The sequence below is a fragment of the Amycolatopsis sp. NPDC043889 genome (assembly GCF_056435645.1).
In genome coordinates, this window is the sequence record NZ_JBWKEC010000001.1 from 998,530 (window position 1) to 1,016,738 (window position 18,209).

Sequence of the window (18,209 nt, forward strand, 5' to 3'; positions counted from 1 at the left end):
AGCAGAGCAATGGTGGAGGTCCACGACGGCCCGCCCATGGACGGGTTCTCGGTGCCCCTGCGCCTGCACAACCTGTTACTGGCCCTGGCGGGTCGGATCGACGACAGTGCTTTGACCGAAGCGCGTGAGCTGATCGCGCGTGCGCACATCGACGAAGCGGTGGAGCTCACCACCGGCACCCTGATCGCGGGGAAGATCCCGGTGAGCTCGGCCGAACAGCGTGAACTCGCGCTCGTCCTCGAGATGAGCAGGTCCGACGCCACCCTGGCGAACGACCTGCTGGTCGTCGAGGAGGACGAGCCGGTGCTCACCCACCGGTTCACCGGTGAGAACCAGCCCGAATTCGGCCTCGCCGAGGCGCTCGACCGCACCCTGCAGGTGCTGCCGGACGTCCGGTCGGTGCACGCGGTGTGGCGGAACACGCCGGCGGGCAGCGTGCCCGGCGCGCTGCCGCAGCGGGTGGTCCTGGTCGAGATCGGCCCGGAGGGCAACCCGCCCGCGGTCGCGTTCCGCGTGGACACCGCGCTTCGCCGCGCGGGGATCCGTTCGGTCGTCGAGGTCGCGGGGCCCGGCGTCGCGCGGTCCGCGTACCACCAGGCCGCGTCGTCGGCCGCGAGTCCTGTCTGGGTCACCGGGAGTGCTCACTCCAGTGACTTTCGGTCCGAGCCGGTGACCCCGCCGCCCGCTCCCAGCCCGGCTCCCGAGCCGGTCAAGGAGCAGCCGAGCAGGCACGGGCTGCGGCCGGTCAGCAGCAGTACTCACGAACCGGTCGAGCCGATCGCGCCGGTGGTGCCGATCGTGCAGCAGGCGCCCTCGGCGACGCCGTCGTCCTCGTCTTCGTCGGAGTCGGCACCGCCGCGCAAGTCGCGGGCGGAGACCCGCGCCGAGCGCACGGCCGACCTGACGCCCGCCGAGGTGGCGCAGCTGCGCCAGGCGCTCAAGGAGGACCCCGAAAAGGGCCGCGAGATCGCCACGGGCAAGCCGAGCATGCACGAGGTCGTCGAGCTGCCCGCTCTCGACCTCGACGACCCCAGCCTGAGCGAGCGCGACCGCGCGCTCCTGCGCGAGCTGCACGCCGAGCTCGCCGAACGGGAGCGCGCCGAAGCGGCGAAGATCCGGCTGAACGGTGCTTCGCGCAGCAGCGGCTGGTCTTCCTGACATGTTCTGAGCATTTCGTCCTCTGGGCGCGGTGGTTGCACGCGCAACTACCGCATCCAGAGGACGAATTGCGATGTTAGGTTGCGAGGGTGGCTGAAGAACTGACATTCGACATCCCGGTGGGGGCCGGGGTGGGCACCCGCGCCAACGCCGACGGCGAGCCCGTGACGCCCAAGGACGCGGCGACCGTGATCCTCCTCCGGGACGGCGCCGACGGCGTCGAGGTCTTCCTGCAGCACCGGGTGAAGGGCATGCCGTTCGCCGGCGGGATGACCGTCTTCCCCGGCGGTGGCGTGGATTCCCGCGATGTCGACACCTCCGTCAGCTGGGCGGGCCCGGAGCCGGCGTGGTGGGCTGAACGCTTCGGCTGCGACGAATCGCTCGCCCGCGCCCTGGTGTGCGCGGCCGTGCGGGAGACGTTCGAGGAGTCGGGCGTGCTGCTCGCGAGCCTCGGGGACACCGTCGTCACCGACACGACGCCCTACCACGGCGCCCGCGCGAAGCTGATCTCCCGGGAACTCTCACTCGCCGCGTTCCTCGAAGCCAACGGCCTGACGCTGCGCGCGGATCTCCTGCGCCCGTGGGCGAACTGGGTCACCCCGCCGCAGGAACCGCGCCGCTACGACACCTGCTTCTTCGTCGCCGTGCTGCCCGAGGGACAGGAGGCGGACGGCGCCACCTCCGAGGCCGTCAGCTCCGGCTGGCAGCGGCCCGCCGAGGCCATCGCCGATGCCAAGGAAGGGCGCCGCATGCTCATGCCACCGACCTGGATCACGCTCGCGGAACTGGGCGAATTCGACTCGGCGGCCGCGGCGCAGGCCGTCGAGCGCGAGATTTCGAAGATCATGCCGACGCTGGTGCGCGAAGGCGACAAGGTCCGCGTCGTCCTGGACCCGGCATGAGCGCCCCCGCGTACGGCGTGCTGCGCCAGGTGACGCCGACGGCTTCCGTGCTGCTGGAGCACAACCCGTCGTCGATGACCTTGGAGGGCACCAATTCCTGGGTGCTGCGCGGACCGGGTGCGGCCGGTTCCGTGGTCGTCGACCCCGGGCACGAGGACATCGAACATCTGACGCTGCTGGCGGAAACCGGCGCCGTCGCGCTGATCGTCCTGACCCACCACCACCCCGACCACGCCGAGGGCGCGCCCTGGTTCGCCGAGCGCGTCGGCGCCCCGGTGCGGGCCTTCGACGAGTCGCTCTGCGTCGGCGGGAAGTCCCTTGTTGACGGTGAGGTGATCGAGGCCGCCGGTCTCCGGCTGTCGGTGCTGCACACGCCCGGCCACACCGGCGACTCGATCTGCTTGGTGTCCGACGGGCAGATCCTGACCGGTGACACCATCCTCGGCCGCGGCACCACCGTGCTGCACGACCTCGGCGACTACCTGCGCTCGCTGCGGAAACTCATCGGCCTGCCCGGCGGCACCACCGGTCTGCCGGGGCACGGCCCCGAACTGCCCGACCTGGCCGCGACCGCGCGCGAATACCTGGCACACCGGGAAGAACGGCTGGACCAGGTGCGTTCGGCACTGGAGAAGCTCGGCGCGGACGCCACCCCGCGCCAGGTGGTCGAGGTCGTCTACGCCGACGTCGACAAGGCTCTGTGGGCGCCCGCGGAGTGGAGTGTGCAGGCACAGTTGGACTACCTGAGGTCGGAGGACGGCGAATGAGTGACGTCGAGGTCGAGTTCTACTGGCGCCCCGGATGCGGATTCTGCGCCGCGCTGGAACGGCCGCTGTCGAAGAGCGGCTTCAAGGTGAAGCGGGTCAACATCTGGGAGGACCCGGACGCCGCCGCGCGGGTGCGTTCGGTGGCGAACGGGAACGAGGTCGTGCCGACGGTCTTCGTGGGCTCGAAGGCGATGGTGAATCCTTCGTTCGGTGAGATCGAGGCCGCCGTGAAGGCCGCGTCCGCCTAGGTCGCCAAATGCCATGAAAGGTCCTTTCCTTGCAAAATTCGCAAGGAAAGGACCTTTCATGGCGTTCGGCAGGGGTGACCGCGTCGAGTTTGGGGCGCCGAGGTGGCGTTGCGGCATAGGTCCCTTGTGGACAGTGTCAGCGCGGCAGCATCGGCATCACGTAGTACGTCAGCTCCACATCGCCAGGCTCCACCGCCCGGATGACGCAGGCCCGCATCCCGGGCTGGATCTCGAGCCGCACCCGTTCCCCGGCGAAACCCTGCAGCGCGTCCAGCAGGTAGCGCGCCTGGAACGACGGTGAAGTCCGGCCGCCCGAAACCTCGGCCTTCAACGTCTCCTCGGCCTCCCCGGTGTCCTGCTTCGAGCTGGCCAGCCGCAGATGTGAGTCGCCGACCTCCAGCGTCAGCACCCGGCGATCGTCCGCGTAGACACCAACCCGGCGCACGGCGGCGGCCAGCGCGTCGGCGGCGACCTCGACCGTTGTATCCACAGTGGACGAGTCGATCAGCTTCTCCGACAGGAATCCCGCGTCGAGTACGGCGGTGGTGACGGTGACTCCCGCCCAGCTCAGCCCGAAGCGGGTCTTGTCGCCGTGCAGGCCGACGACGCCGCGTGCCTGCTTCCCCGTCTCCGCGAGCAGGCCTGCCGGGACAAGCGCGTCGATCGGCTCGCCTTCGGACCGCAGCGGAAGGGTGGCCACGGCCATCCGGTACCGGTCGGACGCCGTCAGCCGCAGCTCGCGGCTGAAGCTCTGCACGCGGACACCGGTGAACATGGGCAGCGCGTCGTCCTTGGCCGCCGTGCCCGCGACGGTGCGCAACGCGGTCACCAGTGCGTGACCGTCCACTTCGGACACTTTGGGCGGCATGTCCGGGAGGTTCAGTTCGCGGCTCAGCAGCGGAAGCGCGTAACGGCCGCCCTCGACCCGCACGGCCAGCCGCGAACCCTCGACGACCAGGCGTACCAGGTCGTCTTCGAGCATCCGCAGCGTTTCCGCGAGCGGCCCGGCCGGGACGAGGACCTCGCCGTCGGTGTGGACCATGGCGTCACTGGTCAGGCGGACCGCCCGTTCACCGTCGCTGCCGCAGACGGTCAGCCCATCCTTCCCGGCGCGCAGGAGCAGGCCGGAGCGGGCCGTGAGCAGCCGGGCGGCGGCGGAAACGGCGGACGAGAGGGAGCGGGTGGCGGCAGTCAGGTCCATGCCCGCAAGCTAGCGGGCGGCACCGACAAGTTCGGGGGCCTCGGCGACGGCTCCGGCCGGCTGCGGGCGGAAGGTGCCGCGCAGCAGCCACACCACCGCGGCGAGCGCGAACCCGACACCGCCGGCGGCGAGGAACGCCGCTTCGTGCCCGGCGTGCTCGACGAGGTAGCCGCTGATCGACTGCCCGAACGCGAGACCGAGGGTCACCGCGGTGAGCACCCAGCCGAACGCCTCGGCCGCCGTGCCCTTCGGCGCGGCGATCTCGATGGCCGCCGAATGCGTCGTCGACTGCGGCGTGATGAGCGCGCCCGCGGCGAGCATGGCGAGCGCGAGGCCCCAGAGCGAGCCGGGCAGCGCGAACAGCGCCACCAGCGCGCCGAATCCGGCCAGCAGCACCGGCAGCCGCAAGCCCATCTGACGTGGCCATGGGCGCAGGCTGTACGCGACCCCGAACGCGACCGAACTGACCGACCAGGCCGAGAGCAGCAGGCCGCCGATGGAGGTGTTCCCCGCCTCGGTGGCGGCCGCCGGGACGGCGACCTCGACGAATCCGATCACGGCACCGAAGCCCAGCGCGGCGACCGCGAGCGTGCGCATTCCGGGGCTGGCCAGCGCGCCGAGCAGTTTGCCGCCCGACGAAGGCGACGGACCCCAGGCGCGCACGGTCGGGCTCAGCGCGAACAGCACCGCGCCCGCGATCATGGTCAGCGAGCCGGTCACGATCCCGGTGCCCGCCCACGGCGCGGCGATCAGCAGCCCCGCGAACCCGGGTCCGAGGATGAAGAAAACCTCCATGCTGATGGCCTCGTAGGAGAACGCGGCGTTCCGCGTCGGCCCGGCGGGCAGCAGCCGTGTCCACAGCGCGCGCGAGGCCGAACCGACCATCGGTTCCGTGATCCCGGTGCCGAAGGCGAGCGGGACCAGCACGAGAGTCGGCGCGTGCGCCTCGATCGCGAGCACCAGCGCGGTCATCGCCAGCGCGAAAAACACCGTGGTGGTCAGCAGCGGCCTTGTCGGCCCGAAGCGGTCGATGAGCCGTCCCTGCACGACCGCGCCCACGGAGACGCCCACCAGCGACCCGGCCGACACCAGCCCGGCCGCGGCGAAGGAGCCCGTCTCGCGCTGGACGTAGAGCAGTGCGGAGATGCCGATCATCGCGATCGGCAGGCGGGCGAGCAGGGACGCGATCACCGCCCCGCGGGATCCGGGCGCGGTCAGCGCGGCTCGGTAGTCGGCGAGGGAGGTGCGGTGGCTCTCGGCGGAAGCGGACACAGACTGGGACACGCGTACCAGTATGAACTACTTTGGTACGCGAGTACCAGATCTGCGGCGGTAAGTTTGGTCACCACCGGATTCGGGTATTACGGACCTTGAATCGCCCTGGTTCGTCACGATCAGGTAACAGTCGGTCGATTTTGGGTCATTCGGGGCAACAAATCGACGCGTTTGGCGTCCTTGAGAGTGAAAGAACTTGAGTTCACGGCCGACGGCCGTGGATGGTTGTACGACAATCACACAGTCTCCAGCTCCCTCCGGCGTACGGGTCGGGGCCTTGTTCCGGAGGGCGGGGAGCGCGGATCGTCGGGGGATGATCCGCGCACAGCGAAGAGCCGGTGCGCCACGTCGGGGGTGGCGCCCGGCTCTTCGTTGTGTTCGGCACCAGGCGCAATGAAGGGGCCTTTCATCGCGAAATTTGCGATGAAAGGCCCCTTCATTGCACGTGAAGCGGGGTCCTAGCGGGCGCGGCGGGCCAGGCGCTCCGGGTCCAGGATCAGCACGCTCTTGCCTTCGAGCCGCAGCCAGCCGCGGTGCGCGAAGTCGGCGAGAGCCTTGTTGACGGTCTCGCGCGAAGCGCCGACGTACTGGGCGATCTCTTCCTGCGTCAGGTCGTGCGTGACCCGCAGCAGACCGGCCTCCTGGCTGCCGAAGCGCTGCGCCAGCTGCAGCAGCGCACGCGCCACGCGTCCGGGGACGTCGGTGAAGATCAGCTCGGCGACCATGTTGTTCGTCCGGCGCAGCCTACGGGCGACCACGCGCAGTAGCTGCTCGGCGATCTCCGGGCGGGTGGAGATCCACTGCCGCAGCGCCGGGCGGTCCATCGTCACCGCACGGACCTCGGTCACGGTCGTCGCGCTGGACGTCCGCGGGCCGGGGTCGAAAATGGACAGCTCGCCGAACATGTCGGACGGGCCGAAGATGCCCAGCAGGTTCTCCCGGCCGTCGGGTGACTTGCGGCCGATCTTCACCTTGCCGGACTGGATGATGTAAAGCTTGTCGCCGGGTTCACCCTCGTTGAAGATGACATGCCCGCGAGGGAACTCCACGGATTCCAAGGTCTGTGCCAGCGCCTCGGCGGCTGCCGGCTCAACACCCTGGAAAATGCCCGCTCGGGCCAGGGTTTCGTCCACCTCGGGTGCCTCCTCATCGAGATACGACGTCGATCCTCATCCTGCCGAGGACCGTGTCGTCGATCACTTTTCGCGTCAGTCTAGGTCGTGCGCGCGAGATCGCTCGTCGGCACGCCGAACGTGCGCGCGGCCCGGGAACGATCTCGCTCGAACGTGGAGCCTAACTCCGCACGCGTCGCGCGCGAAGCCTGGCCGCCTTCCCGCCCAGCCTGCGCAGCCGGAAAAGCTCGAGCGCGCGCCCGATGCCGTGCCCGTAAAGGGCCCTGACCTCGTTGGGCTGAGCCTGCTCGAGGAACTCCTCGACCTCGTTCTCCTGCACCGCGACGTGCTTGAGCCTGGTCTCCACGCGTTCCATGAACAGCGCGAAGAACATGATCACCAGGGGCACCAGGATGACGAACCAGACGGTCATGAGCCCTGCCCAGGGAATTCCGAAAAGTTGTGCATTACTCCAGATCCTCGCTCATGGCGTCCTCGATCGAAGCGCCGAGGTGGTGCTCTGGCGTGTCGGCCGTCGACCGGCGGGTGCTCCCACTGGCTCGTCCGATGGCGCCCGTAGGCTATCGGGGTGCCTCCTGCCCCCACCAATGCCCCCCGTGCGGGGGGCAAGGGTGAAAGCCGGCTCGCGTTGGTGAGACGCGCCAGGCGGATGAAGCGTTGCCTCGACGACGAGTTCCCGGACGCGCACTGTGAGCTTGACTTCACCACTCCGCTCGAATTGCTGGTCGCGGTCGTGCTTTCGGCGCAGACCACCGACGTCCGCGTGAACCAGGTCACGCCCGCGCTCTTCGCCCGCTACCGGACGGCCGCCGATTACGCCGGCGCCGACCGCGCCGAACTCGAGGAGTACCTCCGGCCGACGGGGTTCTTCCGTGCGAAGGCGAACTCGCTGATGGGCCTGGGCGCGGCGCTGGTGGAGCGCTACAACGGCGAAGTGCCCGGCAAGCTGAAGGACCTCGTCACGCTGCCGGGTGTCGGCCGCAAGACGGCCAACGTCGTGCTCGGCGACGCCTTCGGGGTTCCCGGGATCACCGTCGACACCCATTTCGGCCGTCTCGTCCGCCGCTGGGGCTGGACCGAGGAGGAGGACCCGGTCAAGGTCGAGCACGCCGTCGGCGAGCTGATCCCGCGCAAGGAGTGGACGCTCCTCTCACACCGGACGATCTTCCACGGCCGCCGCGTGTGCCACGCCCGTAAACCCGCCTGTGGCGCCTGCCCGCTGGCCAAGATGTGCCCCTCGTACGGAATCGGCCCGACGGGGTTCGAAGAGGCCGCGAAGCTGGTCAAGGGCGAAGAACGCGAGCACATCCTGGAACTGGCGGCCGTCCGGTGACCAGGGTCACCAAACTGGCCCTCGGGGCCGCCGTGCTGGTGGTGGCCCTGATCGTCGCGCTGCTCACGACGCGTGACGGCCAGGCGCCCGCCAAGACGTCGGGGGATCTCACGGCCGCGCGGGCGAAGGCCGCGCTCGCCCCCTGTCCGCCGCCTGGGCCGGGCGAAGTGGCGAAGCTGCGCGGAGTCGATGTCGAATGCCTCGGCGACGGCTCGCGGGTCGACCTCGCCAAGGTGGTCTCGGGTGGTCCCGTACTGGTCAACCTGTGGGCGTCGTGGTGCGAGCCGTGCCGCGCCGAACTGCCGTTGCTCCAGCAGTACGCCGCGCTGCCCGGTGCCGCGCGCGTGCTCCTCGTCCAGGTCGCGAGCTCCGGGGCCGACGGGCTCGCGATGCTGAGCGAACTGGGTGTCCGGTTGCCGTCGGTGTTCGACGGTGACGGTCAGTCGGGGCCGGTGCGGACGGCACTGAAGGTCCCTTCCTCCCTCCCCGCGACGTACCTGGTCACGGCGGGTGGCGACGTCCGGCTCATCGAGAACCCACGCGTCTTCCTGAACACTGACCAGGTGCGCGCCGCTGTGGAAGGGACACCATGACCGGCCCCCTCGTGGACCCGGAGGACGTGCCCGCCTGGTTGCAGCCGCTGGTCAAGATCAGCGGCGAGGTCGGCGCGGACGCGTTCAGCCGGTTCAGCGTGCCGAGGGACGCGACCTACCGGTCCGCGTCCGTCCTGATGCTCTTCGGCGAGGGCCCGCGGGGGCCCGACGTCCTGCTCCAGCGCCGCGCCGACACACTCGGCTCGCACGCCGGGCAGGTCAGCTTCCCGGGCGGGGGCGCCGAGCCGGATGACGGTGGGCCGGTCGGCACCGCGTTGCGCGAGGCGGAGGAGGAGACCGGCGTCGAACCCTCCGGCGTGCTGCCCATGGCGGTCTTCCCGGAACTGTTCGTGCCGGTGTCGAGCTTCGCCGTGACGCCGGTGCTCGCCTACTGGCGGACACCGTCGCCGGTGCACGCGGTCGATCCCGGCGAGACCGCGGCGGTGGCCAGGGTGCCGATCGCCGAGCTCACCGACCCGGCCAACCGGTTCCAGGTCAAACGCGAGGGTTACGACTGGAAGGGGCCCGCGTTCGACGTCGGTGGGATGTTCGTCTGGGGGTTCACGGGCGGCCTGCTGGCGATGACGTTGTCGCTCGGCGGCTGGGAACGGGACTGGGACCACGGCGATGTCCGGGAGCTTGACGTAGCGTTGGCCGAACATCAGGCGCGGGTCGACGGGCGGCAAGTGCCGGAGAAGGAGTAGGCGCCGGTGAACTGGGTCGACGTACTGGTGATCCTCCTCGCGCTGCTGGCGGGCGTGTCCGGCGCGTTCCAGGGGGTGATCATCGCCCTCCCCTCGCTGGTCGGGGTGGTGCTCGGAGCGCTCGCGGGGATCAAGATCGCGCCGCTGGTCGTCGAACTCTTCCAGCATCCGGCGGCGAAGGTCGCCTTCGCGGTGGCCACCGTGGTGTTCCTGGTCGCGCTCGGCGAGACCCTCGGTGTCTGGGCAGGCCGGAAGCTGCGGCAGAAGATCAACCCGGACAAGCTTTCCGGTGTCGACAAGACGCTCGGCGCGGTGGTGCAGGCCGCCGTGGTGTTCGTGGTCGCGTGGTTGATCGCGACGCCACTGACGGCCGTCTCGGGTGTGCCAGGGCTGGCGAAGTCGATCAACAGCTCGGTGGTGCTGGGCGGCGTCAACGACGTGATGCCGGAAGCGGCGCAGGGCTTTCCGAGCGAACTGCGCAAACTGCTGGACGCGTCCGGCTTCCCGTCCATTGTGGACCCGTTCCAGAAGCCGAACGTCCAGGACACCAGCCCGCCGGACACCGCGCTGCAGGCGAGCGCGATCGTCAAACAGGTGCACCGCAGTGTCGTGAAGATCCGCGGCAACGCGACTTCGTGCTCGCGGGCGCTGGAAGGCAGCGGATTCGTCGTCGCGCCGCAGCGCGTGATGACGAACGCGCACGTCGTCGCGGGGACCGACGAGGTCGCCATCGAATCGACTTCGGGCAAGTTCCCGGCCAGGGTCGTCTACTTCGACCCCGAGGCCGACGTGGCCGTGCTCGCGGTGCCGAGGCTCCAGGCGCCGGTGCTGCCGTTCACGCCGCGGGTCGCGCGGGCCGGCGACAACGCGATCGTGCTCGGCTACCCGCTCGACGGCCCGTACACCGCGACGCCCGCCAGAGTGCGCGGCCGGATCAACCTGCGCGGACCGGACATCTACGAGGCCAACACCGTGCAGCGGGACGTGTTCACCGTGCGCGGGCAGGTGCGCAGCGGTAACTCGGGCGGGCCGATGATCAACCCCGAAGGCGAGGTCATCGGAGTCGTCTTCGGCGCGGCCGTCGAGGATCCGGAGACCGGCTTCACGCTGACGTCGGAGCAGGTGCGGCCGGTGGTGGAGACGGCTCCCGCGCTGAGCGCGAACACGTCGACGGGGCCCTGCGCCAACTAGCCCACTCACTCGCTCGCCGGTGCAATGAAAGGTCCTTTCCTTGCGAAATTTGCAAGGAAAGGACCTTTCATTGCACGCGCGAGGGGCTGGTCAGGCGTTCGGAGAGAGGCCTTCGCGCCACGAAGCGACGGTCTCGTCCACGTCCAGCGGCCGTGCCCGCAGCACCGGACCTCCGGCCGGACGCCGGTGCTCGGCGCGGATCCGTTCGTTCAGGTCCTCGACGATCTCCCGCACCCGTGCCTCCCGGCGCACCTTCGCCAAGGTGTCCGGCAGGTCGTCCAGCTCCTTCGCGATCGCCAGCGACGGCGGCAGGAGCGCCGAGACGTCGTGCCCTTCGGCGCGCACCTTGTTCACCACCCAGGCCAGCGCGGTGTCCTTGCCGTCCGTTTTCGGCAGCGGCTTCCCCGCGCCGGGCAGGTCGTCGAACTCGCCCTTCGCCTCCGCGGCGCTGATCTGCCGGTCCACCCAGGACTCGAACGACACGCCCGTCGGTTTGCGCTCGGTCATGTTTCCAAGATACGGAAGAAGTCCAGCAGCGCGGCCGACGTGCGCTCCGGGGCCTCCAGATGCGGGAAGTGCCCGATCCCGGGCCAGCGCTCGAGGCGGGCGTCCGGGGCCCAGCGACGTGACGCCGCCGCGGTGTCGGGCAGGACGCACCGATCCTCCTCGCCGTGTAGCTGCAGCACACGGGGAGCGAAGCGGCCTCGCAGTGCTTCGCTGAATCGGCGTCCTTCGCCGCGGAACTGTGCGCGGAACGCCCATCGGTAGTACTCGAGCGCGCTGTGCGGCACCCCCGGCACGAGCATCGCCTGCCGGAACGCGCGCACGGTCTCGGTGAAGTCGGAAGTGACCGTCCACTGTGGACCGGACCAGGCGTGGAAGAGTTCCTCGACGGCGAGCGCGTCGTCCTTGACCAGCCACTTTTCCGGCGCCATCGGCACCTGGAAGCGGAACAGATGTCCCGAAGCGCGCAACTGCCCCGGCCGCCGGATGGACCGGCGCAACGCCAGCGGATGCGCGCCGCCCAGCACGCTGACCGACGACACCAGCCGCGGGTGCAGCGCGCCGACCGTCCACGCGAGCATGCCGCCCCAGGCATGCCCGACGAGATGGGCCTTGCGCGCGCCGAGCGACTTGATCAGCCCGCCGACGTCGCCCGCGAGAGTCCAGGCGTCGTAGCCGCGCGGGGGTTTGTCCGAGTCGCCGTACCCGCGCAGATCGACCGCGACCGCGCGGAAACCGGCGTCGGCGAGCGCCTTCAGCTGGTGATGCCAGGTCCACCAGAACTCGGCGAACCCGTGCAACAGCAGGACCACCGGCCCGTCACCGAGTTCGGCGACGTGCAGCCGGATGCCGTTCGCCGAGACGTCACGATGGGTCCACGGACCGTCGATCCGGACGATCGACGGATCCGGTGTCGCCTGCACCGACTCGAAAACTTCTCAGTCGCGGTTCGCGGGCGCGTCGTCATGACGCGGCTTGAACGCGGCGGCGGTGTCCTTGAAGCTGTTGATCGTGCGCTCCGGCGCCTTGATCTTCTTCACCTTGCGATAGCCGAGGAAGCCCGCGGCCGCCGTCGCGACGAGCATCAGCCCGAACACGATCGCGAACGCCGCCCAGCGCATCAGCCACTCCGACAGCAGTTCGCCGAGGAAGAAAAAGAAGAAGAACGAGCTGTACAGGCCGATGACCAGCGCGACCAGGAAGAAGATGGCGCCCTTGAGGCCCTTCTTCGCCTCCGCGACGACTTCGGATTTGGCCAGCTCGACCTCGGCGCGGATCAGCGTCGAGACGTGCTGTGTGGCATCGCCGACGAGTTTCCCGAGGGACTGCTCGCTCGCTACCACGTCGTCATCGCTCGACAGGGGGAGGTAGGGCACGGCCCCCACGCCGTCGGGGCCGGTACGTTCGTGCTTGGGGCTGCTCACACCGGCCATCGTGCCACGTGCCCCGATCACGGGCGCGACGGACCGGCGAGTGTCGCGTTCTCAATCCTCGCGCGCGTGCACGCGGCTGCGGTGCAGCAGCATCCCGGCGCCCGCCAGAGAGGCGACCGCCGAGGCGATCAAGACCGCCATCTTGGCTTGGTCCACGGCTTCGCCGTCGAGCGCGAGATCGGCGATCAGCAGGCTGACGGTGAACCCGACGCCGCCGAGCATCGACAGTGCCCCGATGTCACGCCAGCCCATACCCCTGGGTTTCTCCGCGAGTTTGAACTTCACCGCGAGCAGGCTGGCACCGAAGATCCCGAGCAGCTTCCCGCCGACCAGCCCGATCAGCACGGCCAGCGGCAACGCCGTGGTGAACACCGCGCTGAGCGATTCGCTGTCCACCGTGATCCCGGCCGCGAACAGCGCGAACAACGGCACCGCGACCGCGGCCGACCACGGCTGCAACCGGTGTTCGAGCCGGATCGCGGGCGCGTGCTCCTCGCCCTCGTCGGCGCGGACGCGGGTGAGCAGGCCGAGCGCGACACCGGCGATGGTGGCGTGGATGCCGGCCGAGTGCACCGCGATCCAGGTGATCAAGGCCAGCGGCACGTAGATCCAGGCGCTGCGGACGCGGCGTTTCTGCAGGTAGGCGTACAGCGCGAGCGCGACGACGGCGACGCCCGCGGCGACGAGGTCGAATTTCGCGGTGAACAGGATCGCGATGACGAGGATCGCGCCGAGGTCGTCCACCACCGCGAGCGAGAGCAGGAAGACACGGGCGCTGCTCGGCAGGTTCGACGCGGTCAGAGCCAGGACGCCCAGCGCGAAGGCGATGTCCGTGGCGACCGGGATGGCCCACGCGCGTTCGATGCCCGGCGCTCCCCAGCCGACCGCGAGCGCGACCAGCGCCGGGACGACCATGCCGCCGATCGCGGCGACCACCGGCAGGATCGCCTGCTTGAACCGCGAAAGTTCACCGACCACGAGTTCGCGTTTGAGTTCGAGCCCGGCGACGAAGAAGAACAACGCGAGCAGGCCGTCCTTCGCCCAGTCGCCGATCGTCAGATTCAGGTGGAGGAATTCGGGGCCCAGCCGGAAATCGCGGATCGCGCGATAAAGGTCGTCGATGGGCGAATTGGCCCAAATGAGGGCGATCGCGGTGGCGCCGAGCAGGATCATCCCGCCGGTCGTCTCCGTGCGCAGGTAGCGGGCGAACTCTGCGACGGCTTTCGCGGGGCGGGTGGGGCCGGACAAGGCATCCTCCGGGTTTCGGCAACGACGAATACTGTTGCCGACCAGACTTCCCGGCGCACCTTGACGCGATTTTAATGCCTCAAGCTGCGGAAATCCCGCCTTCATGACAGCTGCCACAGAGATCATGCGGACGTCGGTGTCCCGTCCACATAGTGGGCTTCTAGCATGTCAACCGGAAACCGACAACGATGTCTTCACTAAGGACGGCATGGTGAGTACCTCTACCGAGGTCCAGCGGGACACGAGGTTTTTCGGGCACCCACGAGGGCTCGCGAACCTCTTCGGCGTCGAGATGTGGGAGCGTTTCTCGTTCTACGGGATGCTCGGCATCCTCCCGATCTACCTCTACTACGAAGTCAGCCAGGGCGGCCTGGCGCTGCCGAAGGCCTCCGCGCTCGGCATCGTCGGCGCGTACGGCGGCATGGTCTACCTGTCGGCGGTGATCGGCGCCTGGGTCGCGGACCGGGTGCTCGGCTCGGAACGCACGCTGTTCTACAGCGCGATCCTGATCATGATCGGCCACATCAGCCTCGCCGTCCTGCCCGGTCTGGCCGGTATCGGTGTCGGTCTCGTCTGCGTGGCCGTCGGCAGCGGCGGGCTGAAGTCCAACGCCACCGCCATCGTCGGGACGCTGTACGCGCCAGGCGACGAGCGACGTGACGGCGGCTTCACGATCTTCTACATGGGCGTGAACGTCGGTGGCTTCGTCGGCCCGCTGCTGACCGGGCTCGCGCAGAGCGAGATCGGTTTCCACGTCGGCTTCGGGCTCGCCGCGTTCGGTATGGCGCTCGGCCTGATCCAGTACACGATCGGCCGCAAGAACCTCGGCGAGAAGGCGAGCGAGGTCCCCAACCCGCTGCCCGCGTCGCAGCGACCGCTGGTCTTCGGTGGCACCGCGGCAGGTGTCGCCGCGATCGTGCTGCTCGTGGTCTTCGGCGTGATCACCCCGGCGAACCTGGTCGACGTCGTCGTCTGGGCCGTCGCGGTCATCTCGGTGATCTACTTCGTGGTGATCATCAGCAGCAAGAAGATCACCGCCGACGAACGCAGCCGGGTGTACTCGTTCATCCCGATGTTCATCGCGAGCGCCGCGTTCTTCTCGCTGTACCAGCAGCAGTTCACCGTGGTCGCGGCCTACACCGACGAACGCCTGAACCGGACGATCTTCGGCTGGGAGATGCCGGTGGCGTGGGTCAACTCGATCAACCCGGTGTTCATCATCCTGTTCGCGCCGGTGATCGCGGCGGTCTGGACGAAACTCGGCTCGCGGCAGCCGTCGTCGCCGATCAAGTTCGTACTCGGCACGGTCACCATGGGCGTGGCGTTCCTGCTGTTCCTCCCGATGGTCGGCAGCGGCAAGAACGCGAGCCCGCTGCTCGCGCTGGCCGGCATCCTGTTCGTGTTCACCATGGCGGAACTGATGCTTTCGCCGGTCGGTCTCTCGCTGTCGACCAAACTCGCGCCGGAGGCGTTCCGGACGCAGATGGTGGCGCTGAACTTCCTGTCCATCTCGCTCGGTACGGCGATGTCCGGAAAGCTCGCCGAGTTCTACACGGTGGACGACGAAGCGCCGTACTTCAGCATCGTCGGCGGGGTGGCCATCGTGGTCGGTGTGGCGCTCCTGGTGGCTACGCCGATGATCCGCAAGCTGATGAAGGGCGTTCACTGACGCGCTTCGCTGTCCAGATGGTCGTGAGTGGCGATTCGGGTTCTAACCCGAATCGCCACTCACGACCCCAGCGCGCGACCGCTTACGCCACGCTCGTCCCGAACAGCACACCGACGTAGTAGGTCACCAGCATCGTCAGCGCACCGACGCCGACGTTCCGCGCGATCGCGCGGCCCACGCGGGCGTCGCCGAGTTTCGCGCTGATGAACCCGGTCAGCGCCAGCCCGGCCACGACCGCCGACGCGCACGCCCAGACCCGCGCCGAGGTCTGCGTCCACACGATCGCCAGCAGCGGCAGGAGCGCGCCGACGGTGAACGCCACCAGCGACGCCCACGCCGCCTGCCATGGGCTGGTCAGATTGTCCGGATCGATGCCGAGTTCGGCTTCGGCGTGCGCCTGCAGCGCGTCCTTTTCGGTCAGTTCGCGGGCGACCTCGGCGGCGAGTTCCGGGGAAAGCCCCTTCTCCTCGTAGATTTCCGCGAGTTCCCGTTCTTCGGCCTCGGGCATCTCTTTCAGTTCGCGCTTTTCCAGCCGCAACTGGGCGCGTTCGGTGTCGCGCTGTGTGCTCACGGAGACGTATTCGCCGCCCGCCATGGAAAGCGCGCCCGCGACCAGTCCCGCGATTCCCGCGGTGGCGATCGCGGTGGAGTCGGTGGTCGCGCCCGCGACGCCGACCACGATGCCCGCCACCGAGACGATCCCGTCGTTCGCGCCGAGAACCCCGGCGCGCAACCAGTTCAGCTTGCCGCCGAGGTCCGCGTGCGGTTCGTGCGGATGTGAAGTCGATACGGTATCGGTCACCTTTTCAGTGAAACACAAAGAACGGTATCCGGCGAGCGAAGACCGTTTCGGTAAATAGAGGCAATCCTTATTGACTATTGCCTTACCTAACCCATCGGCTACGTTGTGTCCGTGGCCGAGGTGGTGATCCTGATCGGGCTCCAGGCAGCCGGGAAGACGACGTTCTTCCGCCGGGAGTTCGCGGCGACGCACGTCCACGTCAGCAAGGACACCTTCCCCAACGCCCGGCGGCCGCAGGCCCGGCAGCTGCGGATGCTGGCCGAAGCGTTCGAGGGCGGCCGTTCGGTGGTCGTGGACAACACCAACCCCTCGCCGGAGGAATGGGCGCCGTTGGTCGAAGTCGCCAGGCGGTACGGCGCGCGGGTCCTCGGATACTGGTTCCCGCCGGATCTCGAAGGCTCCCAAGAGCGCAACGGCCGCCGGAAAGGGAAAACCCGGGTGCCCGACGTCGGTCTGTATGCGACGCTGAAACGCCTCAGGCGCCCGAGCGCCGAAGACGGTTTCGACGAGCTGTACACCGTCGGTTTCGACGGCGAAGGCGGTTTCGTCGTCGAGCGGGAGTGAACCATGGACGCCGGTGATTTCGAGGCGCGGCAACGGGAACGGGAGTGGTTCCACGGGCTGACCGTGCCGCCGGGAGCCTGGACGGTGCTCCGCGTCGACGGCCGGGGTTTCTCGAAGTTCACCGAAGCGCGGTTCGAGAAGCCGTTCGATCCCCGGTTCGCCGACTGTATGGCCGAGGCGGCGGGCGCCTTGTTGTCGGAGTTCGCTTCGCCTTACGTATACACGGAAAGCGACGAGATCTCGCTCGTGCTAGCCCCGTCCGCCGACCTCTTCGGCCGGGGTGTCGAGAAGCTCGTGTCGATCTCCGCCGGCGTCGCCTCGGCCGCGTTCACCCACGCGGCCGGGGTACCCGCGCACTTCGACGGCCGCGTTTGGCTCGGCACGACGGCGGAGGACGTCGTCGACTACTTCTCCTGGCGCCAGGCGGACGCGGCCCGATGCGCGCTCAACGGCTGGTGCTACTGGATCCTCCGCAAGGCGGGGAAATCGGCGAGCGAGGCCGGAGCCGTCCTCGACGGCGCCGGCGTCTCCGAGAAGAACGAGCTGCTCTTCGCGCACGGCGTCAACTTCGCCGAAGTCCCCGCCTGGCAACGGCGCGGCGTCGGGCTGTACTGGGAGTCCTACGAGCGCACCGGATTCGATCCGGTGCGGGAGATCGAGGTCTCCGCGACCCGCCGCCGCGTCCGCGTGGAACGCGAGCTGCCGATGAAGGACGAGTACCGGGCCTTCCTCGGCGAGCTGCTTCAGCCGATCGGTTCGGGCAGCCGTCGCACGGTGTAGGCGAGTTCGATCGTCTCGCCGGTCGCCGGGTCGCCCAGTTCCACGCGCCAGGAGTCGGCGAACTGGTCGACGCCGTGCACCATCGGGATCGTCCCCGAGATCAACACGGTGCCCGGGGCGTGGAGGTCACGCTCGCGCAGCACGTCGAGCCAGTACGACGGCGGCAGCAGTTCCGCGAGCTTTCCTCGCTGGATAAGGTTTTCCCCGGCCCAGGCGGACAGCGTGAGGTCGTCGAGCCGGTCCTGGACGTCGACGAGCCGCCACGCCTTGGCGGCGAGGACGTCGGGGCCGGCGTTCTTGCTCCACGCGACGCCGTGCGCTTCGAGCGCGCGGTCGGTGTGGTCGCAGGCGGCGGTCAGGAGGACGTCCTCGGGCGCGGGGCCGGTGATGACGATGGCCCATTCGGCCTCGCCGGAGGTCCGCTCGTGCTGCACCGGGACCTCGTCGGTCTGGGTCGCCAGGTACGGCGCGACGGGGTAGAGCGCCGGGATCACCGAAGGCGCGGGGACGCCGAGTTCGGCCAGTTCGGCCACGTGGGCGGCGACGTCCTCCTGGCTGCGACCGGCGTATCCGGCGTTCAGCAGCGTGTGGACCTCGGTCCGCCGCTCCTGGCCGCCGGGAAGGGTGAAACGCAGCTCAGGCATCTGTCCTCCGAGATCGGGGGTTGCGCATACAGCTTGTATACAAGGAGTATATCCGCAATT

21 protein-coding genes are annotated in these 18,209 nt (G+C 69.1%); 11 read left to right on the forward strand and 10 right to left on the reverse strand.

From position 1 onward, the window contains the following. Nucleotides 1-9 precede the first annotated feature (9 nt). From AC0685_RS05090 to AC0685_RS05105, 4 genes are all read left to right on the forward strand, one after another. Nucleotides 10-1,158, forward strand: coding sequence for a hypothetical protein (locus AC0685_RS05090; RefSeq protein ID WP_478224349.1), 1,149 nt, complete (start codon nt 10-12; stop codon nt 1,156-1,158). Between the two features lie 89 nt (nt 1,159-1,247). Further along, entirely contained in the window at nt 1,248-2,060 is an 813-nt protein-coding gene (locus AC0685_RS05095) for an NUDIX hydrolase (protein WP_478224350.1), read from the forward strand. After that, a complete protein-coding gene (locus AC0685_RS05100) occupies nt 2,057-2,827 on the forward strand; it encodes an MBL fold metallo-hydrolase (protein WP_478224351.1) in 771 nt (256 codons plus the stop codon). Before AC0685_RS05095 ends, AC0685_RS05100 begins: the two co-directional genes overlap by 4 nt. Beyond that, nucleotides 2,824-3,075 (forward strand): glutaredoxin family protein, encoded by a 252-nt coding sequence (locus AC0685_RS05105; protein ID WP_034314716.1) that lies wholly within the window; start codon nt 2,824-2,826, stop codon nt 3,073-3,075. Before AC0685_RS05100 ends, AC0685_RS05105 begins: the two co-directional genes overlap by 4 nt. 136 nt (nt 3,076-3,211) lie before the next feature. Here AC0685_RS05105 and dnaN read toward each other — a convergent pair whose 3' ends face one another. The 4 genes from dnaN to AC0685_RS05125 all read right to left on the reverse strand — a co-directional run bounded on the left by dnaN (nt 3,212) and on the right by AC0685_RS05125 (nt 7,096). After that, nucleotides 3,212-4,276, reverse strand: coding sequence for a DNA polymerase III subunit beta (gene dnaN / locus AC0685_RS05110; RefSeq protein WP_478224352.1), 1,065 nt, complete (start codon nt 4,274-4,276; stop codon nt 3,212-3,214). Nucleotides 4,277-4,285: 9 nt separating this feature from the next. Next, nucleotides 4,286-5,548 carry an MFS transporter gene (locus tag AC0685_RS05115; RefSeq protein WP_478224468.1) on the reverse strand — a complete coding sequence of 421 codons (1,263 nt, stop codon included), beginning with the start codon at nt 5,546-5,548 and terminating at the stop codon, nt 4,286-4,288. A gap of 461 nt (nt 5,549-6,009) precedes the next feature. Beyond that, complete coding sequence (locus AC0685_RS05120) at nt 6,010-6,684, reverse strand: Crp/Fnr family transcriptional regulator (protein WP_003081747.1); 675 nt, start codon at nt 6,682-6,684, stop codon at nt 6,010-6,012. 160 nt (nt 6,685-6,844) lie between these two features. Continuing rightward, the gene (locus tag AC0685_RS05125; RefSeq protein WP_005166943.1) at nt 6,845-7,096 is read right to left on the reverse strand and encodes a hypothetical protein; all 252 of its coding nucleotides are present in this window, start codon (nt 7,094-7,096) and stop codon (nt 6,845-6,847) included. Between the two features lie 237 nt (nt 7,097-7,333). Between AC0685_RS05125 and nth the strand changes: the two genes are divergently transcribed. Genes nth through AC0685_RS05145 form a run of 4 tightly spaced genes read left to right on the forward strand, consistent with a single transcriptional unit; the run spans nt 7,334 to nt 10,505 of the window. Further along, nucleotides 7,334-8,017 carry an endonuclease III gene (gene nth, locus AC0685_RS05130; protein WP_478224353.1) on the forward strand — a complete coding sequence of 228 codons (684 nt, stop codon included), beginning with the start codon at nt 7,334-7,336 and terminating at the stop codon, nt 8,015-8,017. Beyond that, a complete protein-coding gene (locus AC0685_RS05135) occupies nt 8,014-8,610 on the forward strand; it encodes a TlpA family protein disulfide reductase (protein WP_478224354.1) in 597 nt (198 codons plus the stop codon). The genes nth and AC0685_RS05135 overlap by 4 nt, the downstream gene beginning before the upstream one ends. Beyond that, on the forward strand, nt 8,607-9,314 hold the full coding sequence (locus AC0685_RS05140; RefSeq protein WP_340685288.1) for an NUDIX hydrolase: 708 nt from the start codon (nt 8,607-8,609) through the stop codon (nt 9,312-9,314). The genes AC0685_RS05135 and AC0685_RS05140 overlap by 4 nt, the downstream gene beginning before the upstream one ends. 6 nt (nt 9,315-9,320) lie before the next feature. Then, complete coding sequence (locus tag AC0685_RS05145; RefSeq protein WP_478224355.1) at nt 9,321-10,505, forward strand: MarP family serine protease; 1,185 nt, start codon at nt 9,321-9,323, stop codon at nt 10,503-10,505. Nucleotides 10,506-10,595: 90 nt separating this feature from the next. On the opposite strand, the gene AC0685_RS05150 is transcribed toward AC0685_RS05145, so the two are convergent. The 4 genes from AC0685_RS05150 to nhaA are packed head-to-tail and all read right to left on the reverse strand — an operon-like array spanning nt 10,596 to nt 13,690. Further along, complete coding sequence (locus AC0685_RS05150) at nt 10,596-11,012, reverse strand: DnaJ family domain-containing protein (protein ID WP_478224356.1); 417 nt, start codon at nt 11,010-11,012, stop codon at nt 10,596-10,598. Beyond that, nucleotides 11,009-11,932, reverse strand: a complete 924-nt coding sequence (locus tag AC0685_RS05155; protein WP_478224357.1) for an alpha/beta fold hydrolase — start codon at nt 11,930-11,932, stop codon at nt 11,009-11,011. Before AC0685_RS05155 ends, AC0685_RS05150 begins: the two co-directional genes overlap by 4 nt. A gap of 15 nt (nt 11,933-11,947) precedes the next feature. Continuing rightward, entirely contained in the window at nt 11,948-12,442 is a 495-nt protein-coding gene (locus AC0685_RS05160) for a phage holin family protein (protein ID WP_478224469.1), read from the reverse strand. Between the two features lie 51 nt (nt 12,443-12,493). Further along, nucleotides 12,494-13,690, reverse strand: coding sequence for a Na+/H+ antiporter NhaA (nhaA, locus tag AC0685_RS05165; protein WP_478224358.1), 1,197 nt, complete (start codon nt 13,688-13,690; stop codon nt 12,494-12,496). Nucleotides 13,691-13,898: 208 nt separating this feature from the next. Here nhaA and AC0685_RS05170 point away from each other — a divergent pair, with 208 nt between their 5' ends. Continuing rightward, nucleotides 13,899-15,359: a peptide MFS transporter gene (locus AC0685_RS05170; RefSeq protein WP_478224359.1), complete on the forward strand. Its 1,461-nt coding sequence runs from the start codon at nt 13,899-13,901 to the stop codon at nt 15,357-15,359. A gap of 82 nt (nt 15,360-15,441) precedes the next feature. On the opposite strand, the gene AC0685_RS05175 is transcribed toward AC0685_RS05170, so the two are convergent. Next, entirely contained in the window at nt 15,442-16,161 is a 720-nt protein-coding gene (locus tag AC0685_RS05175) for a VIT1/CCC1 transporter family protein (RefSeq protein WP_478224360.1), read from the reverse strand. A gap of 111 nt (nt 16,162-16,272) precedes the next feature. Between AC0685_RS05175 and AC0685_RS05180 the strand changes: the two genes are divergently transcribed. Together AC0685_RS05180 and AC0685_RS05185 are read left to right on the forward strand one after the other, a co-directional pair. After that, on the forward strand, nt 16,273-16,725 hold the full coding sequence (locus AC0685_RS05180) for an AAA family ATPase (protein ID WP_478224361.1): 453 nt from the start codon (nt 16,273-16,275) through the stop codon (nt 16,723-16,725). Nucleotides 16,726-16,728: 3 nt separating this feature from the next. Then, nucleotides 16,729-17,505: a tRNA(His) guanylyltransferase Thg1 family protein gene (locus tag AC0685_RS05185; protein ID WP_478224362.1), complete on the forward strand. Its 777-nt coding sequence runs from the start codon at nt 16,729-16,731 to the stop codon at nt 17,503-17,505. Here AC0685_RS05185 and AC0685_RS05190 read toward each other — a convergent pair. Further along, a complete protein-coding gene (locus AC0685_RS05190) occupies nt 17,469-18,149 on the reverse strand; it encodes a DUF2848 domain-containing protein (RefSeq protein WP_478224363.1) in 681 nt (226 codons plus the stop codon). The genes AC0685_RS05185 and AC0685_RS05190 overlap by 37 nt on opposite strands. Between the last annotated feature and the right edge of the window lie 60 nt (nt 18,150-18,209).